A 21996-nucleotide genomic window follows, 5' to 3' on the forward strand; every position below is an offset into this window, starting at 1 on the left:
TCCGCACAGGAAGTGTTTATCTTATAAATTTGTGCGAACCGGCGTTATTCGCACCTATAGCTAAAAAATTAAGCCAAATCAGTTACTTTAACGCAAACTCCAGACTCTTCCTGGACCTCAATTTCGGATTATCGCCAGAGAAGTGGCAAAAAAAACGGCTCCCGAAGGAGCCGTTTTTCACATTACATTACCTTACATCGCCTTTATCTGGGCATGCATTTCCTGAACGGAGATAACCTGTTCCGTCGGGTCTGCATTCAGCGCCATCGCGGTGGCGAAGCCGCCGTTCAGCGTGGTGTCGTAATGCACTTTATACTGCAGTGCGCTGCGGCGAATCAGCTTCGAATCTTCAATCGCCTGACGACCCGCCGTTGTATTGACGATGTAGCTATACTCGCCATTCTTCAGGCGGTCCTGAATGTGCGGACGTCCTTCATGCACCTTGTTGACCAGGCGCGGGTTGATGCCCGCTTCGCCCAGCACCACCGCGGTGCCGTGAGTCGCATCCAGTTCGAAACCAAACTTCTGCAGCTTCGCGGCCAGGTCGACGATACGTTTCTTGTCGCCTTCACGCACAGACAGCAGCGCACGGCCTGACTTCTTCATATTGCTCTGGGCACCCAGCATCGCTTTGGAGAACGCCTCAGCGAACGTGCGGCCCACACCCATGACTTCACCAGTGGAGCGCATTTCTGGACCCAGAATCGGGTCAACGCCCTGGAACTTGTTGAACGGCAGCACCACTTCTTTGACCGAGTAGTAAGGCGGGATCACCTCTTCCGTCACGCCCTGCTCTGCCAGTGTTTTACCTGCCATCACGCGCGCAGCCACTTTCGCCAGCGGTACACCGGTCGCTTTAGAAACGAACGGAACGGTACGCGCCGCACGTGGGTTCACTTCGATCAGATAGACTTCGTTGTCTTTCACCGCGAACTGAACGTTCATCAGGCCACGAACGTTCAGCTCAAACGCCAGTTTCTCAACCTGCTGGCGCATCACATTCTGAATCTCCTGATTCAGCGTGTAGGCCGGCAGTGAACAGGCGGAGTCACCGGAGTGAACACCAGCCTGCTCAATGTGTTCCATAATGCCGCCAATCAGCACCCGCTCACCGTCGCAAATCGCATCCACATCCACTTCGACAGCATCATCCAAGAAGCGATCCAGCAGTACCGGCGCATCATTGGAAACCGAGACTGCCGTCTGGAAGTAACGTCTGAGGTCGATCTCGTCGTAGACGATCTCCATGGCACGGCCACCCAGTACATAGGAAGGACGCACCACCAGCGGATAACCCAGGCCAGCCGCTTTCTCGACTGCCTGCTCCAGCGTCGCTACCGTGGCGTTAGCTGGTTGCTTCAGTTTCAGGCGATCAACCGCCTGCTGGAAACGTTCACGGTCTTCCGCACGGTCAATAGAATCCGGGCTGGTGCCGATAACCGGTACGCCTGCGGCTTCCAGCGCACGCGCCAGTTTCAGCGGGGTCTGACCGCCATACTGTACGATGACGCCTTTTGGCTGCTCGATGCGCACAATCTCCAGCACATCTTCCAGCGTGACCGGCTCAAAGTAGAGGCGGTCAGAGGTGTCGTAATCGGTCGAGACCGTTTCCGGGTTACAGTTCACCATAATGGTCTGGTAACCATCTTCACGCAGCGCCAGAGCGGCATGAACGCAGCAGTAGTCGAATTCGATACCCTGACCGATACGGTTTGGCCCCCCCCCCAGAATCATGATTTTTTCACGATCCGGACTCGGGTTGGCTTCGCACTCCTCCTCATAGGTGGAGTACATATAGGCCGTATTCGTCGCGAACTCGGCGGCACAGGTATCCACCCGCTTATAAACCGGATGCAGGTTAAACTGCTGACGCAGCTTGCGGATTTCGCTCTCAGCCACACCTGCCAGCGTCGCCAGCCGCGCATCGGCAAAGCCTTTACGCTTCAGAGTACGCAGGAACGTGGCATCCAGGCTATTCACCCCTTCGCTTGCCACCTGATCTTCCAGCCGTACCAGCTCTTCAATCTGCACCAGGAACCAGCGGTCAATGTTGGTCAGATTGAACACGCCATCTACTGACATACCGGCACGGAATGCATCAGCGATGTACCAGATGCGGTCTGAACCGGCATCTTTCAGCTCGCGGCGGATGCGGGTTAACGCTTCCGGGTCATCAAGGTGCACTTTCGGGTCAAAACCGTTAGCGCCGACTTCCAGGCCGCGCAGCGCTTTCTGCATGGACTCCTGGAAAGTACGGCCAATCGCCATCACTTCACCCACCGATTTCATCTGCGTGGTCAGGCGATCGTTGGCACCGGCAAATTTCTCAAAGTTGAAACGCGGGATCTTGGTGACGACGTAGTCGATTGACGGTTCAAACGAGGCTGGTGTTAAACCGCCAGTGATATCGTTCATCAGCTCGTCGAGGGTGTAGCCGACTGCCAGTTTGGCCGCCACTTTAGCAATCGGGAAGCCAGTCGCTTTTGACGCCAGCGCCGAAGAGCGCGACACGCGTGGGTTCATCTCAATGACAATCAGGCGGCCATCTTTCGGGTTAACCGAGAACTGCACGTTGGAGCCACCGGTCTCAACACCGATTTCACGCAGTACCGCCAGCGAGGCGTTACGCATGATCTGATACTCTTTGTCGGTCAGCGTCTGGGCAGGTGCCACCGTGATGGAGTCACCGGTGTGGATCCCCATCGCATCGAAGTTTTCAATTGAGCAGACGATGATGCAGTTGTCGTTTTTATCGCGCACTACTTCCATCTCATACTCTTTCCAGCCAATCAGCGACTCATCAATCAGCAGCTCATTGGTTGGTGAGAGGTCGAGACCGCGTTCGCAAATCTCTTCAAACTCTTCGCGGTTGTAGGCGATGCCGCCACCGGTTCCGCCCATAGTAAATGAGGGACGGATAATGCACGGGAAGCCAACATCTTCTGCCACGGCCAGCGCTTCTTCCATGGTGTGCGCAATGCCGGAACGCGCGGTATCCAGACCGATGCTTTTCATCGCCACGTCGAAGCGACGACGATCTTCCGCTTTGTCGATCGCATCAGCCGTCGCGCCAATCATCGTGACGCCAAACTCTTCCAGCACGCCATGACGCTCCAGCTCCAGCGCACAGTTCAGCGCTGTCTGTCCGCCCATCGTTGGCAATACCGCATCCGGGCGCTCTTTTTCGATGATTTTGCGCACCACTTCCCAGTGAATCGGCTCAATGTAGGTCGCATCGGCCATTTCCGGGTCGGTCATGATCGTCGCCGGGTTCGAGTTTACCAGAATGACGCGGTAACCCTCTTCACGCAGCGCTTTACACGCCTGCGCACCGGAATAGTCAAATTCGCAGGCCTGGCCGATCACAATCGGACCGGCACCAAGAATCAGGATGGATTTTAGGTCTGTACGTTTTGGCATGTATTAGCTCCTGATTACTTCGCTTGCAGACGGAATGCGTCAATCAATTCAATAAAGTGGTCAAACAGCGGTGCGGCATCACCCGGACCCGGGCTGGCTTCCGGGTGTCCCTGGAAGCTGAATGCAGGCTTATCAGTGCGATGAATGCCCTGCACCGTTTTATCGAACAACGAAATGTGGGTGACACGCAGGTTCGCAGGCAGATTGTTCTCATCGACCGCAAAACCGTGGTTCTGCGCGGTAATCATCACGCGGTTTTTTTCGAGATCTTTCACCGGATGGTTGCCGCCGTGGTGACCGAGCTTCATCTTCACGGTCTTAGCCCCGCTGGCCAGCGCCAGCAGCTGATGCCCCAGGCAGATACCGAACACCGGAATCTCTGTCTTCAGGAAGGACTGAATCGCGCTGATCGCGTAGTCGCACGGCTCCGGGTCACCGGGACCGTTGGAGAGGAAAATGCCGTCAGGACTCAGCTTCAGAACCTCTTCGGCAGGTGTCTGTGCCGGAACCACGGTCAGACGACAGCCGCGATCGACTAGCATGCGCAGGATGTTGCGCTTAGCGCCGTAATCGTAAGCCACTACATGATAAGGCAGCGACTCCGCAGTAGCCTGCTCTGGCAGACCCGCGTCCAGCGTCCAGCTGCCCTGCTGCCAGCTGTAAGTCTCCGTAGTGCAGACCTCTTTCGCCAGATCCATTCCTTTCAGTCCCGGAAACGCCTGGGCTTTTTGCAGCGCCAGCGCAGCATCCGGATTATCGCCCGCAATGATGCAGCCGTTCTGCGCCCCTTTCTCACGCAGCAGGCGCGTCAGCTTGCGGGTATCAATATCGGCAATCGCCACGATGTTGTTGCGCTGCAGGTAAGCAGATAAGCCCTCTTCGCTACGGAAGTTGCTGGCAATCAGCGGCAGGTCACGAATAACCAGGCCCTGCGCATGAATCTGGCTGGATTCTTCGTCGGCGGCATTAGCACCGACATTACCGATATGGGGATAAGTGAGAGTGACGATTTGGCGGGAATAGGAAGGATCAGTGAGGATTTCTTGATAACCGGTCATTGAAGTGTTGAAAACGACTTCTCCCACTGCCGATCCTGTTGCCCCTATGGCCCGACCGTGGAATTGGGTTCCGTCTTCCAGAACCAGGATTGCTGACTTGATCAAAACATCCTCCAGGGAATAAACAGTCAATATATCTGCATATTAATTCAAAATAGCCGCCTGAATCAATGCAAAAACCGCCTGAATTGTCGATTTTTGGCAAATTGCGCGCATTCTAATGATCGCCCTGGTCATTGTCTACCCTGCAGTGGAATTTTTTCATACTTATCTGCCTTATGAGGAAAAAAACGGGCATGAGCGGCAAAAAGAGGGGAAAACTCGGCTAAATAATCGTTTGCCAGGCAGCCTAAAAACTAAATTAGCGCAACCGCCTCTTTATTTTTGACCAAATGGTCAAAAATAGCATCCAGCCGGGTAATAAAAGGAATTAAATAGATAAAAATAAGCGTCAGAGCAGAATTTTACATCCTAACCCTGGTTTTTAGATAAAATTAAGGGCAATGAAATCATTGCCCCTTTTCAATCAAGTTATTAACGATTGAAATAACCACATCACGATGGTTCACAACACTTACAACATCGACAAATCCAGCACATCGCGCATATCGTAAAGCCCTGATTTCTTATCTTTCAACCATAAAGCCGACTTAACTGCGCCATTTGCAAAGGTCATACGGCTCGAAGCCTTGTGGGTAATCTCTACCCGCTCGCCAATATCTGCAAACATCGCCGTATGCTCACCGACGATGTCACCTGCGCGCACCGTCGCAAAACCGATGGTCTGTGGCTGGCGTTCACCCGTATGGCCTTCACGTGTATAGACTGCATGCTCATCCAGTTTCCACTGCATCGCGTCGGCTATTGCCTCCCCCATCGCCAGCGCGGTGCCAGACGGCGCATCCACTTTATGACGGTGGTGCGCTTCAACGATCTCAATGTCCGCATACTCGCCCATCACTTTAGCGGCCTTCTCCAGCAGCTTCAGCACCAGGTTAACCCCCACACTGAAGTTAGCGGCGAACACGATGGCGATATCTTCCGCCGCCGCACGAATGGCCGCTTTGCCTGCCTCATCAAAACCGGTGGTGCCAATGACCATCGCTTTACCCTGCTCACGGCAGATCGCCATATACTCCAGCGTGCCTTCCGGCCGGGTGAAGTCGATCAACACATCAAAGTCGTTAATCACCGCGCGTAAATCGTCTGCGATGAGGATGCCATTCTTCCCGATGCCTGCTAATTCACCAGCGTCGCTGCCCGTCAGCGATGAACCCGGGCGTACCAGTGCTGCACCCAGTTCTACGCCCTCTGCCTGCTGTGTCGCCTGAATCAGATTACGGCCCATTCGGCCCGGCGCGCCCACAATAGCAATCCGGATAGTGTTCATATTTATTCATTCCTAAAGCAAATCTATGCATACAAAGCGTCATCAGGTTAACGACGAGTTAACAGTCACGCCACTATTAATCCGTGATAATAAGAATTTTATGCCAGCCGCCTGTGATTATCAGTAAAAGCAATTACGCCCGCAAACAACAGTCTTTTCTGTCTGACCAAAAAAACAAAAAAGGCCGAACAGAGTCGGCCTTTTTAGCAGGTAAATCAGAACGCTACTGCACGTTGCGTACGTCGACACGTAGCTCTTTTGGCACTTCGAAGACGATATTCTCTTCACGACCAATCAGCTCAATCGCCGCTTCGCCACCCAGCTCACGCAGTCGCTGGATCACCTGCTGCACCAGAATATCGGGGGCTGAGGCACCCGCGGTTACACCAATACAGGCTACGCCTTTTACCCACTCTTCCTGAATATCATCCGCAGAGTCGATCAGCTTCGCCAGCTTACCGGCACGCTGTGCCAGTTCGGCCAGGCGGTTGGAGTTCGAGGAGTTCTTCGACCCTACCACCAGCACCACTTCCGCATCTTTCGCCAGCGTACGAACGGCTTCCTGACGGTTGGTGGTGGCGTAGCAGATATCATCTTTACGCGGCCCGATAATCGCCGGGAAGCGCTGGCGCAAAGCATCAATGATGTCAGAGGTGTCATCCACCGACAGCGTGGTCTGCGTCATGAAGCTCAGATTGTTTTCGTCTTTGACGGTCAGTCTGAAGACATCTTCCGGTGACTCCACCAGATACATGCCGCCATTAGGGTTGTTGTACTGCCCCATGGTGCCTTCGACTTCCGGATGCCCCGCATGACCAATCAGTATTGCCTCAACGCCTTTACGGCTGGCGCGTGCCACTTCCATATGCACCTTGGTCACCAGCGGACAGGTGGCGTCGAACAGCATAGTCAGATTGCGCGCTTTAGCTTCGGCACGCACTGCCTGAGAAACACCGTGCGCGGAGAAGATCAGAATCGCGTTATCCGGCACTTCACTGATCTCTTCAATGAAGATGGCACCGCGCTCACGCAGGCTGTTTACCACATAACGGTTATGCACCACTTCGTGACGGACGTAGATGGGCGCGCCATACATCTCCAGCGCGCGCTCAACAATACTGATGGCACGATCAACGCCAGCGCAGAAGCCGCGCGGATTAGCTAACAGGATTTGCATCGTTGGCCTCCAGTGCGGGATCGATTTCCAGCACCTCTACATCAAACTGAATACGACGACCTGCCAGCGGATGGTTGAAATCCACAGTGATAGAGTCACCGGAGATTTCACGGATCACGCCAGGCATTTCACTGCCGCCCATGCCGCTGAACAGCATGATGGCTCCCACTTCCGGCTCACCCGCATCGATAAAGTCCCGACGCGAGAAATACTGGATCAGGTCAGGGCTGACGCCGCCAAAGGCGTCGTCCGGTTCCAGGGTAAACTGTTTAGTTTCACCCGCTTTCAGCCCCAGCAGTGCCTGCTCAAGTGCTGCAGAGAGGCTGCCATCACCGAGACGGAACAGCGCGGGCTTGCCGTTTGCACGGGTCGATTCCGCCGTCGAGCCATCTTCCAGCTTCAGCGTAAAATGCACCAACACCGCGCTTTCGCGCTGTACGCACTCAGTCATCACTTACCCTTTCTGTTTAGCCTGTTTGCCGTTCGGGCTGAAAAAGCCCTCCAGCACCACCAATGCCGCACCGATACAGATGCCGCAGTCAGCGATATTAAATGTAGCGAAGTGCCAGTTACCGACATAGAAATCGATAAAATCGACCACAAAGCCATGGTATGAGCGATCGAACAAATTGCCTATCGCGCCGCCGATGATCAGAGCATAGGCGATGTTAGCCATCTTCTGGCTGGCGTGATTGCGGTACATCATCACCACCAGCGAGATCACGATAGCCAGCGCAATACCGGCAAAGAACCAGCGCTGCCAGCCGCCTTTGTCCGCCAGGAAACTGAACGCCGCGCCATAGTTGTGCGCGTAGAACAGATTCAGATAAGGCATCAGCGGCTGGGTTTCATGCAGCATCATGTTGTTCATCACCCACTGCTTACTGGCGAAGTCGACAACAATCACCACCAGCACCAGCCACAGCCAGCGCAATCCGGTTGATAAAATAGGTTTACGCATCAGGCAAATTCACGCTGTTCGCCGTCACCGGCTACGTTAGTGTAACAACGACCACAGACCTCAGCATGCTCAGGATTCTGTCCGACGTCGGTAGTGTAATGCCAGCAGCGCTGACATTTCTCGCCTTCCGCCTTGTGCAGCGCGATTTTCAGACCTTTCAGCAGCTCACTCTGCTGCGCTTCGTCATTCGCCAGTGCGTAATCCGCTACCTGTGCGCCAGAGGTCAGCAGCACAAAACGCAGCTCATTGCCCAGCGCCTGCAGCTTAGCAGCCAGTTCCGGATCGGCATAGAGCGTCACCGTCGCTTCCAGTGCGCCACCGATACGTTTATCCGCACGCGCCTGCTCGATCACCTTGTTCACTTCGCCACGCACTTTCAGCAGCTCAGCCCAGTAGGCGTCATTCAGCGCTTCATCTTCTGCCAGGCCAAACAGATCCTGATACCACTCTTCGGTGAAGACATACTGTGCACGTTCGCCTGGCAGGTAGCCCCAGATCTCATCCGCTGTAAAGGACATGATCGGTGCCATCCAGCGTACCAGCGCTTCGACGATATGCCACAGCGCGGTCTGACAGCTGCGACGCGCCAGGCCATCGCCTTTCGCGGTGTACTGACGATCCTTGATGATGTCGAGATAGAAGCTGCCCATCTCAATTGAGCAGAACTGCATCAGACGCTGGATCACTTCGTGGAAATCGTAGTTCTCGTAAGAGGCAACGATATCGGCCTGTGCCGCCTGTGCGCGACCCACTGCCCAGCGATCCACCACCACCATCTCTTCAGGTTTCACCAGATCGGTGGCCGGGTTGAAGCCGCTGAGGTTAGCCAGCAGGAAACGCGCGGTGTTACGGATACGACGATAGGCATCGGCAGAGCGCTTGAGGATCTCATCGGAGACCGCCATTTCACCGGAGTAGTCGGTTGAGGCCACCCACAGACGCAGAATATCGGCGCCCAGTTTGTTCATCACATCCTGCGGTGCAACGGTGTTGCCGATCGACTTCGACATCTTGCGGCCCTGACCATCCACGGTGAAACCGTGCGTCAGTACCTGACGATAAGGCGCTTTGCCCTTCATCGCCGTGGAGATCATCAGCGAGGACATAAACCAGCCGCGATGCTGATCGGAGCCTTCCAGATAGAGATCAGGCGCATGTCCGCCAAATTCAGGACGCGCATCCACCACGGAGTAGCTGGTAGAACCGGAGTCAAACCAGACATCCAGCGTATCCGGCACTTTAACGTAATGATCGGCATCGTCGCCCATCAGTTCGCGCGGGTCGAGATCCCACCAGGCCTGAATCCCATCCTGCTCAACGCGCTGCGCCACTTTCTCCATCAGCGCCAGCGTGTCCGGGTGCAGCTCTTCGCTCTCTTTATGAACGAACAGCGCCATTGGGACGCCCCACGTACGCTGACGGGAGATACACCAGTCAGGACGGTTCGCTACCATCGATTCGATACGCGCCTGGCCCCAGTCCGGGATCCACTGTACGCCTTTGATCTCTTTCAGCGACTGCGCACGCAGTCCTTTCTGATCCATGCTGATGAACCATTGCGGCGTGGCGCGGAAGATGATCGGCGTTTTATGGCGCCAGCAGTGCGGGTAGCTGTGCAGCAGTTTCTCAACGTGCAGCAGCGCGCCCTTCTCTTTCAGCAGCTCAACGATCATGTCGTTGGCTTTAAAAACGTTAATCCCATCCAGCGTCGGATATGTGCCTGGCAGATAAGTGCCATCCGGTCCGACCGGATTCGCCGTTTCGATGCCATATTTCTGACCGATGACATAGTCATCCGGACCGTGGCCTGGAGCGGTGTGAACTGCACCAGTACCCGCGTCCAGCGTCACGTGATCGCCCAGCACCACCAGCGACGCCAGCGCCAGGAACGGATGCTGGAATTTCTGCAGCTCCAGCGCAGCGCCCTGACATTCGCCCAGTATCTGCCATTCGCTGACACCGGCGCGCTTCATGACGCTCTCAACCAGCTCTTTCGCCAGGATCAGGGCACGGCCCTCGATCTGGATCAACTGGTACTCAAATTCAGGATGCAGAGAGATGGCGCGGTTAGCCGGTAATGTCCACGGCGTCGTTGTCCAGATCACCAGTGAGATTGGGCCATTGACCTGTGCTACGCCAAATGCCTGACGCACCGCGTCGGCATCGATGGCGTTGAACATCACATCAATTGACGGTGACGTTTTGTCGTAATACTCCACTTCGGCTTCTGCTAAGGCCGAACGGCAATCCAGGCACCAGTGCACTGGCTTCGCGCCTTTATGCAGGTGGCCGTTGCCGATGATTTTACCCAGCGCACGGATGATGTTGGCTTCGGTGCCGAAATCCATGGTCAGGTAAGGACGATCCCAGTCGCCCAGCACGCCCAGACGGATAAAGTCGGCCTTCTGGCCTTCAACCTGTTCAGCAGCATACTTGCGGCACGCGGCACGGAATTCGGCGGCGGTGACTTTCTCGCCTGGCTTGCCGATCATCTGCTCAACTTTGTGTTCGATTGGCAGACCGTGACAGTCCCAGCCCGGCACATATGGCGAGTCATAACCCGCCATGCCTTTCGACTTAACGATAATGTCTTTCAGAATCTTGTTAACAGAGTGACCAATATGAATGCTGCCGTTCGCATACGGAGGGCCATCATGCAGGATAAAGGTTTTTTTCCCTTTTTTGGCTTCGCGGATGATGCCGTACAGGTTGTCGGCATACCAGCGTTGCAACATTCCCGGTTCGCGTTTGGCCAGATCGCCACGCATCGGGAATCCCGTTTCCGGCAAATTCAGGGTAGATTTATAGTCACTCATCAGATTCTCGATTCCGTTTTTCGCTCAGGTTAAAGCAGCCCAAAGAACTGCCGGGCCGTTACCACATCGTTCGCAATTTGTTCTTTCAACGCCTCCAGTGAGGCAAAGCGCTGCTCGTTTCGTATTTTCTGTTTCAGCACCACATCAATGTGACGACCATAGAGATCCATATTGATGTCGAGCAGGTGAACTTCAAGCTGCTGGCGTAAACCTTTTACGGTCGGGCGAGTGCCGATATTGGCAACACCCGGCAGTGGCTCAGGCGTCAGACCCTGTACCTCCACCGCATAGACCCCTTTCACCGGTGAGACGCTGCGGCGTAAAGGAAGGTTCGCAGTGGGGAAACCCAGCGTGCGTCCCAGTGCATCACCGTGCACGACGCGGCCGGAAATGGTGAATGGATGACCTAACAGCGACTGCGCCAGCGCTAAATCATCTGCGGCCAGCGCCTGACGCACAGCGGTGCTGCTGATTCGCTTCCCGCCGTCACAGAAGGTTTCGGTGCTCACGACCTCAAAACCATACTCCGCACCGGCTTTCTGTAATAACAGGAAATCCCCCTGGCGACCAGCGCCGAAGCGGAAATCATCGCCTACTGCGAGGTACTTTACGTCCAGCTTGTCCACCAGCAGGTCACTGATAAAACGCTGGGCGGACAGGGCTGCGAAGCGACGGTCGAACCGCACACACAGCACTTTATCGACGCCGGCTTCAGCCATATAGCGCAGTTTTTCACGCAGGCGCGTCAGGCGTGCCGGGGCTTTATCACCGGCAAACAGCTCCAGCGGCTGTGGCTCAAACACCATGACCACGACCGGCAGATTACGCTTACGCCCCTCTTCACACAGCCGGGACATCAGCGCCTGATGCCCGCGGTGCACGCCATCGAAATTACCAATGGTCAGAACGCAGCCGCGATGCTGCTCGTTAAGATTATGAATACCGCGGATAAACTTCATGGCTGGCCCAAACCGGTGGAAATCGGCGGATTATACCCTTGAAAGCGACTCAGGTTAACCCGTCAGCACGCCTTTCATGCTTTAGGTGCTGCATTTCCTGTTGCAGATGCGCATGTTAAGAATTTTGTCGCGAAATACTGTATTCAGCGAGGGGAAGCTGGTAGAATCTTGCGCCATCAAATACGTAACCGAGTGCTGCTCATAGAGCGACGCTTATTTGCACAAATCCATTGACAAAATCAGGTTAGAAGGGCATAGTCCTCGGCCTTTGATTTGTCTCTATAGAACACATTTGGGAGTTGGACCTTGGCTAATATCAAATCAGCTAAGAAACGCGCCGTAACATCTGAGAAACGCCGCAAGCATAACGCTAGCCGCCGCTCAATGATGCGTACCTTCGTTAAGAAAGTATACGCGGCGATCGCTTCAGGCGACAAAGCTGCTGCGCAGAACGCATTCAATGAAATGCAACCACTCGTGGATCGTCAGGCCGCTAAAGGTCTGATCCACAAAAACAAAGCTGCACGTTATAAATCAAACCTGACTGCACAGATCAACAAACTGGCTTAATCGCCCGTTGTTTATCGCTTTGTTAAAAAAGCCGGCTTACGCCGGTTTTTTTTCGTCTGTACTCTGACGGGGAAAGAGTCCGCTGAAGTCAGCGTGACAGAGACGCTGCACCGCCGGATGCTGAATCATCCGCTCGGCGAAGAGTATATGGTACTCCTCTGACACCGCATCGAGCCGGCCGACTTCATAACTCCCCTCCTGCTGATCCCTGTCCAGCGCTGCTGCTACAAAAACCGCCTTCTGACGCGCACCAAATGCGTTCATCAGAGCTGCATCATCAAACTCACCGAGAATCTCCACCTGCAGCCCCTGGGTTGTGATCCAGTTGAGGATTTTGCGCCCCAGCATCGAGCGGCGACCCGGAATCAGCAGGGGGCGCGTCTCAAGACAAGCCGGAAAAGAGAGATCGGTGATCGGCTGCGCGGACCAGAAACTGATCGGGCACTCCCCCAGCTTCACCGAAAACAGCCCTTCCTGCTGGGTGGGATCGATGGAGCAGTCAGAGATAATCATATCCAGCTTATGCTGACTGAGCTGTTCCAGCAGCATTTCGTGAGTCGACTCAAAACAGCGCAGGTGAATCTTCTCTTCTGCAACCACTGCGGTCTCCAGTACCTTACTGACCAGTTGCTTAGAGAGCGCATCTGCCACGCCAACATCCAGCAGCAGATGAGACTCTTTGCGGTAGTTAACGATATCCAGCATCTCCTGACCCAGCATAAACATGCGGTCAGCGTAGCGGAACACCAACTGTCCCAGTTCCGTCGGTACGAGACCCCGTCCCTGACGCCGGAACAGCTTGCCCTGCAGGCGCTCCTCCAGTGCCTTAATCTGCCCGGTAATGGTCTGTGGCGTCAGGGAGAGTGCCTCTGCCGCCGCCGTAATCGATCCCGCACGGCAGGCGTGCCAGAAGTAGTAGAGATGATTGTAATTAATGTGCGCCATAGGATGCCCTACGCCGCACGCTGCTTAAGACGCCAGCCAAGGATCACATAGCCCAGCACCGCCGACAGAATCGAACCTGACAGAATCCCCAGCTTCGCCAGCGTCATCAGTTCAGCACTGATGTCGCCGTAGGCCAGCGAGGCGATAAATATCGACATGGTGAAGCCAATACCGCACAGCACCCCCACCGCCGCAATATCTTTGATGTGAGTATTTTCCGGCAGTCTGGCTATGCCGGTTTTATCTGCCAGCCAGCAGAACAGCGTAATGCCCAGTGGCTTACCGATCAGCAGACCGGCCATGATGCCCAGCGGCAGCAGCGAGAAGAGGCTACCGAACGAGACACCCGTCAGCGACACACCCGCATTAGCAAAGGCAAACAGGGGCAGGATCACCCAGCGCACCCAGGGATGCAGCGCATGCTCAAGATGAATCGCCGGAGAGTGTCCCTCTTTCTTCGCCAGCGGAATCAGGAAGCCGACCACGACACCCGCCAGCGTCGCATGAACACCCGACTTCAGCACCGCCACCCATAGCACCAGCCCCACCAGCAGATAGAGACCGGTGTTGCGCACGTTGAGCAGGTTCATCAGCGCCAGCACGGCAATGGCAGCGGCGGCAACGCCCAGCGAGGCCATCGAAAGGTGATGCGTGTAAAACAGCGCGATAATCACGATAGCCCCGAGATCGTCGATGATCGCCAGCGCCATCAGGAAGATTTTCAGAGCAGGCGGCACGCGGCTTCCCAGCAGCGCCAGGATGCCCAGCGCAAAGGCGATATCGGTGGCGGTCGGGATCGCCCAGCCGCTGCGGGTGGCGGCATCGGCACCGTTAAACAGCAGAAAAATGATCGCCGGGGCGATCATGCCACCCAGCGCCGCAATCAGCGGGAACAGCGCCTGTTCACGTTTAGCCAGCGCGCCCATCACCAGTTCGCGTTTGACCTCAAGTCCTACCATCAGGAAGAACAGCGCCATCAGCGCATCGTTAATCCACAGCAGCAGGTCTTTGCTGATATCGAGACTGCCAAAGCGAAACTCCACCGGAATGGCCAGCAAATCGCGATAGCCCTGCTGCGTCGCTCCGCTATTGGCCAGTACCATCGCCAGCGCAGCCGCAATAATCAGCACCACACCGCCGGTAGCGTCGCTTTCAACTATTTTTTTTAATCTGATATTCACACGCGTTGTCCTTAATCCAGAGATCAATCAAAGTCCCTAAGAGTAACGGTAATAACAGCTCGAAAAAAACAGTTTATTTAGCGGGGATTGTTCGGAAATAACGAAGCGTTGATCGCAGGTAAAAAAAAGCCAGCGGCAGGCGCTGGCTTTCAGCGTGGATGAACTTAACGGGTTAAGTCATCAAAGAATTTTTTCACGCCGTCGAAGAAGCTCTTTGAGCGCGGGCTGTTATGCTCGCCGCTCGGGCCGCCAAAACTCTCTTCCAGTTCACGCAACAGCGCTTTCTGTTTCTCATTCAGGCTGACCGGTGTTTCCACCACGACGCGACATAACAGGTCGCCGACCGCGCCGCCACGTACCGATTTGACGCCACGTCCGCGCATGCGGAACAGCTTGCCGGTCTGCGTTTCTGACGGCACTTTCAGCTTCACGCGACCATCCAGTGTCGGCACTTCAATCTCGCCGCCCAGCGCCGCCATCGCAAAGTTGATTGGCACTTCGCAGTAGAGATTGTTCTCTTCACGCTCGAAGATCGGGTGTTTCTTCACCGAGACCTGAACGTAGAGATCGCCGGCTGGTGCGCCCTGCTCGCCCGCTTCGCCTTCGCCACTCAGACGAATACGATCGCCGGTGTCAACCCCAGCAGGGATTTTCACTGACAGCGTCTTCGACTTCTCAACGCGGCCATGGCCATGACAGGCGTTGCACGGATCTTTAATCACCGAGCCGCGACCATGACAGGTCGGACAGGCCTGCTGGACAGTGAAGAAGCCCTGGCGCATCTGCACCTGGCCTGCACCATGACAGGTTGAACAGGTTTGTGGCTGCGTTCCCGCTTTCGCGCCGCTGCCGTGGCAGACATCACACTCTTCCAGGGTTGGAATGCGGATCTCTTTGGTCACGCCGCGTACCGCTTCTTCCAGCGACAGCTCCATGTTGTAGCGTAAATCGGCGCCACGTGAGGCGCGCTGACGGCGTCCACCACCAAAGATGTCACCGAATACGTCGCCAAAGATATCGCTGAAGTCTGCACCGCCGCCACCAAAGCCGCCGCCGCCGAATCCACCGCCACCCATACCGCCCTGTTCAAAGGCTGCATGACCATACTGATCGTAGGCCGCACGCTTCTGCGCATCGGTCAGGATTTCGTACGCTTCCTTGACCTCTTTGAATTTAGCTTCGGCCTCTTTGTCACCGGGATTGCGGTCCGGGTGAAATTTCATTGCCAGGCGTTTGTAAGCCTTTTTGATTTCACGCTCGTCCGCGGATTTGGCGACGCCTAAAATCTCGTAGTAATCACTCTTCGCCATGTTTTTTTAGCCCTTAACATGATCGCACGGGCGTGGAGAGATCTCCTACGCCCGTGCTGGTTTCAACGGCTGTCAGGCCAACCGTCGCGCCCGGTCAGGGGCAATTATTTCTTGTTGTCTTTCACTTCTTCGAATTCAGCATCGACAACGTCATCATCTTTCTTCGCTGACGCGTCACCGGCATCCGCTGCACCCGCCTGAGACTGCTGTGCTGCTTCCATCAGTTTGCCGGACACTTCCATCAGCGCCTGCATTTTGGCGTCGATTTCCGCTTTGTCTTCGCCTTTCAGCGCAGTTTCCAGCGCGGCCAGTGCGGCTTCAATTGGCGCTTTGTCATCAGCTGACAGTTTGTCGCCTGCTTCATCCAGCTGCTTACGTGTGCTGTGGGCAATCTGGTCACCCTGGTTACGCGTCTGAACCAGCTCTTCGAACTTACGGTCAGATTCAGCGTTCGCTTCTGCATCACGCACCATTTTCTGGATCTCTTCATCGCTCAGACCTGAAGAGGCTTTGATGGTGATCTTCTGCTCTTTACCGCTGTTCTTATCCTTCGCCGACACGTGCAGGATACCATCCGCATCGATGTCGAAGGTCACTTCGATCTGCGGCATACCGCGTGGCGCATTCTGAATACCGTCGAGGTTGAACTGGCCCAGTGACTTGTTGTCATTGGCGCGCTTACGCTCACCCTGCAGCACATGAATGGTCACGGCTGACTGGTTATCTTCAGCCGTCGAGAAGACCTGGCTGTGCTTGGTTGGGATGGTGGTGTTCTTGCTGATCAGCGAAGTCATCACGCCACCCATGGTTTCGATACCCAGTGACAGCGGGGTAACGTCCAGCAGCAGCACGTCTTTCACGTCGCCACCCAGTACACCACCCTGAACCGCAGCACCAACGGCAACGGCTTCGTCCGGGTTCACGTCTTTACGCGGCTCTTTACCGAAGAATTCGGTCACTTTCGCCTGAACCAGTGGCATACGGGTCTGACCACCCACCAGGATAACGTCGTTGATGTCTGATACAGACAGGCCCGCATCCTGCAGCGCAACTTTCAGTGGCGCGATTGAGCGTACAACCAGATCTTCAACCAGTGACTCCAGTTTAGAGCGGGTCACTTTGATGTTCAGGTGCTTAGGACCGGTCGCATCTGCCGTGATGTATGGCAGGTTAACATCGGTCTGCTGTGCAGAAGAAAGTTCGATTTTCGCTTTCTCTGCCGCTTCTTTCAGACGCTGCATTGCCAGTGGATCGTTGTGCAGATCGATGCCCTGGTCTTTCTTGAATTCAGCAACCAGATAGTTAATCAGGCGGCTGTCAAAGTCTTCACCACCCAGGTGGGTGTCACCGTTGGTCGCCAGAACTTCAAAGGTTTTTTCGCCGTCAACTTCGTCGATCTCGATGATTGAGATATCGAAGGTACCGCCACCCAGGTCATAAACCGCGATGGTGCGGTTGCCCTGGCCTTTGTCCAGACCGTATGCCAGTGCAGCAGCTGTCGGTTCGTTAATGATACGTTTGACTTCCAGACCCGCGATACGGCCGGCATCTTTGGTCGCCTGACGCTGCGCATCGTTGAAGTAAGCCGGTACGGTAATGACCGCTTCGGTCACTGGCTCACCGAGGTAATCTTCGGCGGTCTTTTTCATTTTCTTCAGCACTTCAGCAGAGATCTGCGGTGGTGCCATTCTTTGGCCTTTCACTTCCAGCCAGGCGTCGCCGTTGTCAGCGCCGGTGATTTTGTACGGCATGATTTTAATATCACGCTGCACTTCTTCGTCCTGGAAACGACGACCAATCAGACGCTTGATTGCGAACAGGGTATTCTGCGGGTTAGTCACTGCCTGACGTTTAGCCGGTTGACCGACCAGAATTTCGCCATCCTGTGTATACGCAATAATTGAAGGCGTGGTGCGATCGCCCTCGGCATTTTCCAGCACGCGTGCTTTAGTGCCATCCATGATCGCAACACAAGAGTTGGTTGTACCCAGGTCAATACCAATAATCTTACCCATCTAAACATCTCCCACTTAAATTCGTTGCCAATTTGGGTTGTGAACCTGTTATGTGGGCGGGTTGTTTGCATTCAACCTGCCAGCACATGCTTTTTTTCCAACGTTCACAACGCTCGATGACAAGTAAATGGGGCCGCTTCGATGCGCATCAAGGGCTAAACCAAAAAAATTTTTCTACCTCTGGCCCTGCCGGGATCAAAGAACACGGTTAACCCACTGAATATGATGCGTCGCCTTACTCCTTTCTGTGAGCAGGCTGAAGTCCTTTTATTTCATTAACGATCAACTGACTGCCGAGGAACTATGGCAAATTCAACGCTGGCTAATCCTGCCCCGCTGGGCTTAATGGGATTTGGCATGACAACCATTTTGCTGAACCTGCACAACACGGGTCTGTTTGACATGGACGTGGCAATTTTAGCGATGGGGATTTTTTATGGCGGAATCGCGCAGGTGCTGGCCGGTCTGCTGGAATTTAAAAAGAACAACACTTTTGGGCTGACAGCCTTTACCTCTTACGGCATGTTCTGGTTAAGCTTTGTGGCGATTCTGCTGTTACCGCAGATGGGTCTGGCGAAAGCGCCTGATGAACGCTTCCTGGGTGCCTGGCTGGCACTGTGGGGCATCTTCACGCTGTTTATGTTTATCAGCACGCTGAAAGGTGCGCGGATGCTGCAGTTTGTCTTTGGCTCGCTCACGCTGCTGTTTCTGCTGCTGGCCGTGGCTCACCTTATGCACCTGCCTTCGCTGGAGGTGTCTGCGGGCTGGGTCGGCATACTTTGTGGTGCCAGCGCCTGCTATCTGGCAATGGGTGAAGTGCTGAACGACACCTTTGGCCGCACTCTTCTGCCGATTGGCGCGAAATCGCTTTAAGCCTGCCTTTACGCCTGAAAAAGACGCGGAGCCTGTCTCCGCGTCCCCGCATTACAAAGAGTTTATTCCCTGCTGCAGGCCAGGCTCGTGGCTGACATCACGCCGCAGCCAGATCCCCGTCAACAATCCCACCAGCGCCAGCGCCATCACATACCAGCAGGGTGCCATCACTGAGACGTTCATCAGCAGCGACACAAAGATGGGTGTCAGCCCGCCGAAGATCGCGTAGGAGAGGTTGTAGGAAAACGAGAGGCCGGTAAAACGCACCTCTGCCGGGAAGGCGCGCACCATCACAAAGGGCACGACGCCGACAATACCGACGCTCAGGCCCGCCACGCCATAGAGCAGGAACAGCTGCTGCGGATAGAGAGCGGTCAGGTGATAGAACTGCCAGCTACAGATTGCCAGCAGCAGGCTGCCGACACATAAGGTACGACTGGCACCAACGCGATCGACAGCGAGTCCGGCAATAATGCAGCCGATGCAGAGCATCACGGTGGCGATACTGTTGGCCTGCAGGGTCAGCGCGGGCGCGATGCCCAGCTGCTTCTGCAGCCAGACCGGCGACATCAGGATCACGACCACGATGCAGGCGGAGAGCAGCCAGGTCAGCAGCATGGAAATCACAACCGACTTTTTATGCTCCGCCAGCACGGTCTTCAGCGGCAGGGTTTCAGCCAGCGCTTTACGCTGCTGCATCTCAACAAAGACCGGCGTCTCATGCAGCCAGCGCCGCAGGTACATTGCGATAAGACCAAACACGCCACCGAGGAAGAACGGAATACGCCAGCCGCCGTCATGAATCGCCTGCTGCGACATCGAGGTATTAATCAGCGTCGCCACCAGCGACCCCAGTAAAATGCCGATGGTCAGCCCGGCCGTCAGCGTGCCACAGGCGATGCCGATACGTTTGTAAGGCACGTGCTCAGCGACAAACACCCACGCACCCGGCACTTCGCCGCCAATCGCTGCGCCCTGCAGCATCCGCATCAACAGCATCAGCAGTGGCGCAGCAATGCCAATCGTCTGCCAGGTAGGCAGAGCGCCCATCATCAGGGTTGGCAGCGCCATCAGCAGAATACTCAGGCTGAACATCTTTTTGCGTCCGAGCTTGTCGCCAAAATGCGCCATCACGATGCCGCCCAGCGGGCGTGCCAGATAGCCTGCGGCAAAAATGGCAAACGTCTGCAGCTGACGCAGCCATTCCGGAATATCTGAAGGGAAAAAGAGTTCGCCAATTACGGTGGCGAAGAAGACAAAGATGATGAAGTCGTAAAATTCCAGCGCGCCGCCCAGCGCGGCCAGCGCCAGAGTTTTGTAATCCTTACCGGTCAGACGCTGCGTGTAAGTCGGATTCATAATAGTCCAGAGGCAAAAGAGACAAGGTTGTAAAGATACTCTTACTATATCGTCAATCTTTTGCCACACCAGCAGGGCTATAGCTTATGCCTGAAATGCGCAATATTTAGTTATTTATCTCACGTATCGCGCTTTTAGGGCGAAATGCTGCTACTACCTCAGAATGCGTCTCGACGTAAGGCCCTTCCAGAAGCTGTAAACAATAAGGTACAGAAGCAAAGATGCCGTGCACTTTTACGTTGCCCTGCTCATCCTTCAGCCCTTCCAGCGTCTCTTTGATCGACTTCGGCTGACCCGGCAGATTGAGGATAAGCGACTGTTTGCGGATCACCCCGACCTGACGCGACAGAATCGCGGTTGGCACAAACTGCAGGCTTATCTGACGCATCTGCTCACCAAAGCCAGGCATTTCCCGATCGGCAACGGCTAAGGTGGCGTCGGGCGTGACATCGCGTCGGGCCGGACCGGTGCCGCCAGTGGTTAACACCAGATGGCAAAAACGTTCATCGACCAGTTCGCAAATTGCGTGCTCAATCATCGGCTGCTCGTCCGGTACCAGTCGGGACTCAATCTCAAACGGACTGCTGATTGCGCTGCCAAGCCAGCTCTCCAGTGCGGGAATCCCCTGATCCTGATAGATGCCGTTCGCGGCGCGATCGGAGACCGAGATCAGGCCAATGCGTAATGTATTCATGATGAGCTTCGCTGTGATTTACCGCGGTGCGGTGGAGTAAAAGGGGAATAGCAGAAAGGATAATATAAAGTGAAAGGGTCGGAAAAGAGAAAACCGTGGCAGCCTGCGCCGCCACGGTCAGCAGATTACAGCAGTTCTGCCAGCATTTTCTCAAGTTTGCCCTGATCAACGGCAAAGTTGCGGATACCTTCTGCCAGCTTAGCTACCGCCATGGGATCCTGGTTGTGCTGCCACAGGAACTCAGACTCGGTCATGCGGGCCGGACGCGCTTTCACTTCGCCGCTGTAGCTCAGTTTACGCTCCAGGGTGCCTTCGCTCTCTGCCAGCTCTTTCAGCAGCGCAGGTGAAATGGTCAGACGGTCACAGCCGGCCAGCTCGATGATTTCGCCAACGTTACGGAAGCTCGCACCCATCACCACGGTTTCATAGCCATGCTGCTTGTAGTAGTTGTAGATTTCAGAGACTGAAACCACGCCTGGATCTTCGTGCGCGGCATACTCTTTCTTGTCGGTGTTGGCTTTGTACCAGTCGAGGATACGGCCAACAAACGGAGAGATCAGGAACACGCCCGCTTCAGCACAGGCACGCGCCTGAGCAAAGGAGAACAGCAGGGTCAGGTTACAGTTGATACCCTCTTTTTCCAGCTGCTCTGCAGCACGGATGCCCTGCCAGGTAGAGGCCAGTTTGATCAGGATGCGGTCATTGCTGATACCGGCATCATTGTAGAGTTTGATCAGGCTGCGGGCTTTAGCGATGCTGCCTTCCGTGTCGTAAGAGAGACGCGCATCGACTTCAGTCGAGATACGGCCTGGGATCAGCTTCAGGATTTCCAGACCAATGTTTACGGCCAGCTTGTCAGAAACCAGCTGCAGTTGCTCTTCTTTGTTGCTGCTCTGCTCACGCGCCCAGCCGATCGCTTCATCGATCAGTTTACGGTATTCAGGAATTTGTGCGGCGTTAAGAATCAGAGAAGGGTTGGTGGTAGCGTCCTGCGGCTGATACAGCTTCATGGCTGCAATATCACCGGTGTCGGCGACGACGGTGGTGAGCTGACGCAGGGAGGTAAGTTTGTCCGTCATGTTCTTTTCTCTTAGTTAACTGTCAGTGTGAAAAAAGGCTGTTGGGATAATATCACGCGCCAACGGTCGCGCAAGGTCAGGGAATGCCGTTTACGATAGCGCGAACAAATAGGTGTGATTCGTCATTCTTTGCGGCTTTTTTGGTACACTGCAAAGCCTGATAAGCAGCCAATGTCCTGTTAAACCAGG

Annotated in this window: 17 protein-coding genes; 2 read left to right on the forward strand and 15 right to left on the reverse strand. The window is 55.0% G+C overall.

The annotated features are described in order from the left end of the window. Window positions 1–192 precede the first annotated feature (192 nt). The 8 genes from carB to ribF all read right to left on the reverse strand — a co-directional run bounded on the left by carB (window position 193) and on the right by ribF (window position 11781). Complete coding sequence (gene carB, locus K6R05_RS15755; RefSeq protein WP_161731678.1) at window positions 193–3420, reverse strand: carbamoyl-phosphate synthase large subunit; 3228 nt, start codon at window positions 3418–3420, stop codon at window positions 193–195. A gap of 14 nt (window positions 3421–3434) precedes the next feature. Further along, complete coding sequence (gene carA, locus K6R05_RS15760; protein ID WP_161731680.1) at window positions 3435–4583, reverse strand: glutamine-hydrolyzing carbamoyl-phosphate synthase small subunit; 1149 nt, start codon at window positions 4581–4583, stop codon at window positions 3435–3437. A 469-nt stretch (window positions 4584–5052) separates the two neighbouring features. Continuing rightward, entirely contained in the window at window positions 5053–5868 is an 816-nt protein-coding gene (gene dapB, locus K6R05_RS15765) for a 4-hydroxy-tetrahydrodipicolinate reductase (RefSeq protein WP_161731682.1), read from the reverse strand. A gap of 223 nt (window positions 5869–6091) precedes the next feature. Next, window positions 6092–7045 carry a 4-hydroxy-3-methylbut-2-enyl diphosphate reductase gene (gene ispH / locus K6R05_RS15770; protein WP_003854823.1) on the reverse strand — a complete coding sequence of 318 codons (954 nt, stop codon included), beginning with the start codon at window positions 7043–7045 and terminating at the stop codon, window positions 6092–6094. Further along, window positions 7026–7496, reverse strand: coding sequence for an FKBP-type peptidyl-prolyl cis-trans isomerase (fkpB, locus tag K6R05_RS15775; RefSeq protein ID WP_161731685.1), 471 nt, complete (start codon window positions 7494–7496; stop codon window positions 7026–7028). Before fkpB ends, ispH begins: the two co-directional genes overlap by 20 nt. A 3-nt stretch (window positions 7497–7499) precedes the next feature. After that, a complete protein-coding gene (lspA, locus tag K6R05_RS15780; RefSeq protein WP_003854827.1) occupies window positions 7500–8006 on the reverse strand; it encodes a signal peptidase II in 507 nt (168 codons plus the stop codon). Continuing rightward, on the reverse strand, window positions 8006–10822 hold the full coding sequence (ileS, locus tag K6R05_RS15785) for an isoleucine--tRNA ligase (protein ID WP_222924578.1): 2817 nt from the start codon (window positions 10820–10822) through the stop codon (window positions 8006–8008). The genes lspA and ileS overlap by 1 nt, the downstream gene beginning before the upstream one ends. A 29-nt stretch (window positions 10823–10851) precedes the next feature. Beyond that, window positions 10852–11781: a bifunctional riboflavin kinase/FAD synthetase gene (gene ribF / locus K6R05_RS15790; protein ID WP_013356724.1), complete on the reverse strand. Its 930-nt coding sequence runs from the start codon at window positions 11779–11781 to the stop codon at window positions 10852–10854. Window positions 11782–12087: 306 nt separating this feature from the next. Here ribF and rpsT point away from each other — a divergent pair, with 306 nt between their 5' ends. After that, complete coding sequence (rpsT, locus tag K6R05_RS15795) at window positions 12088–12351, forward strand: 30S ribosomal protein S20 (RefSeq protein WP_008925553.1); 264 nt, start codon at window positions 12088–12090, stop codon at window positions 12349–12351. Between the two features lie 36 nt (window positions 12352–12387). Here rpsT and nhaR read toward each other — a convergent pair whose 3' ends face one another. The 4 genes from nhaR to dnaK form a co-directional block, all read right to left on the reverse strand. Beyond that, complete coding sequence (gene nhaR / locus K6R05_RS15800) at window positions 12388–13296, reverse strand: transcriptional activator NhaR (protein ID WP_161731688.1); 909 nt, start codon at window positions 13294–13296, stop codon at window positions 12388–12390. A gap of 8 nt (window positions 13297–13304) precedes the next feature. Beyond that, window positions 13305–14477: a Na+/H+ antiporter NhaA gene (nhaA, locus tag K6R05_RS15805; protein WP_161731689.1), complete on the reverse strand. Its 1173-nt coding sequence runs from the start codon at window positions 14475–14477 to the stop codon at window positions 13305–13307. 164 nt (window positions 14478–14641) lie between these two features. Further along, window positions 14642–15787, reverse strand: a complete 1146-nt coding sequence (dnaJ, locus tag K6R05_RS15810; protein ID WP_135910149.1) for a molecular chaperone DnaJ — start codon at window positions 15785–15787, stop codon at window positions 14642–14644. 104 nt (window positions 15788–15891) lie between these two features. Then, the gene (gene dnaK, locus K6R05_RS15815) at window positions 15892–17802 is read right to left on the reverse strand and encodes a molecular chaperone DnaK (RefSeq protein WP_222924580.1); all 1911 of its coding nucleotides are present in this window, start codon (window positions 17800–17802) and stop codon (window positions 15892–15894) included. 303 nt (window positions 17803–18105) lie between these two features. On the opposite strand from dnaK, the gene satP reads away from it, so the two are divergent. Beyond that, the gene (gene satP, locus K6R05_RS15820; protein ID WP_222924582.1) at window positions 18106–18675 is read left to right on the forward strand and encodes an acetate uptake transporter; all 570 of its coding nucleotides are present in this window, start codon (window positions 18106–18108) and stop codon (window positions 18673–18675) included. A gap of 51 nt (window positions 18676–18726) precedes the next feature. On the opposite strand, the gene K6R05_RS15825 is transcribed toward satP, so the two are convergent. From K6R05_RS15825 to tal, 3 genes are all read right to left on the reverse strand, one after another. Next, window positions 18727–20034, reverse strand: coding sequence for an MFS transporter (locus K6R05_RS15825; RefSeq protein ID WP_222924587.1), 1308 nt, complete (start codon window positions 20032–20034; stop codon window positions 18727–18729). Between the two features lie 106 nt (window positions 20035–20140). Then, window positions 20141–20728, reverse strand: coding sequence for a molybdopterin adenylyltransferase (gene mog, locus K6R05_RS15830; RefSeq protein WP_161731695.1), 588 nt, complete (start codon window positions 20726–20728; stop codon window positions 20141–20143). A gap of 125 nt (window positions 20729–20853) precedes the next feature. After that, entirely contained in the window at window positions 20854–21807 is a 954-nt protein-coding gene (gene tal / locus K6R05_RS15835; RefSeq protein ID WP_013356716.1) for a transaldolase, read from the reverse strand. Window positions 21808–21996: the final 189 nt, after the last annotated feature.

Origin of the sequence: Pantoea alfalfae (assembly GCF_019880205.1) — a bacterium.
Classification (GTDB): Bacteria; Pseudomonadota; Gammaproteobacteria; order Enterobacterales; family Enterobacteriaceae; genus Pantoea; species Pantoea alfalfae.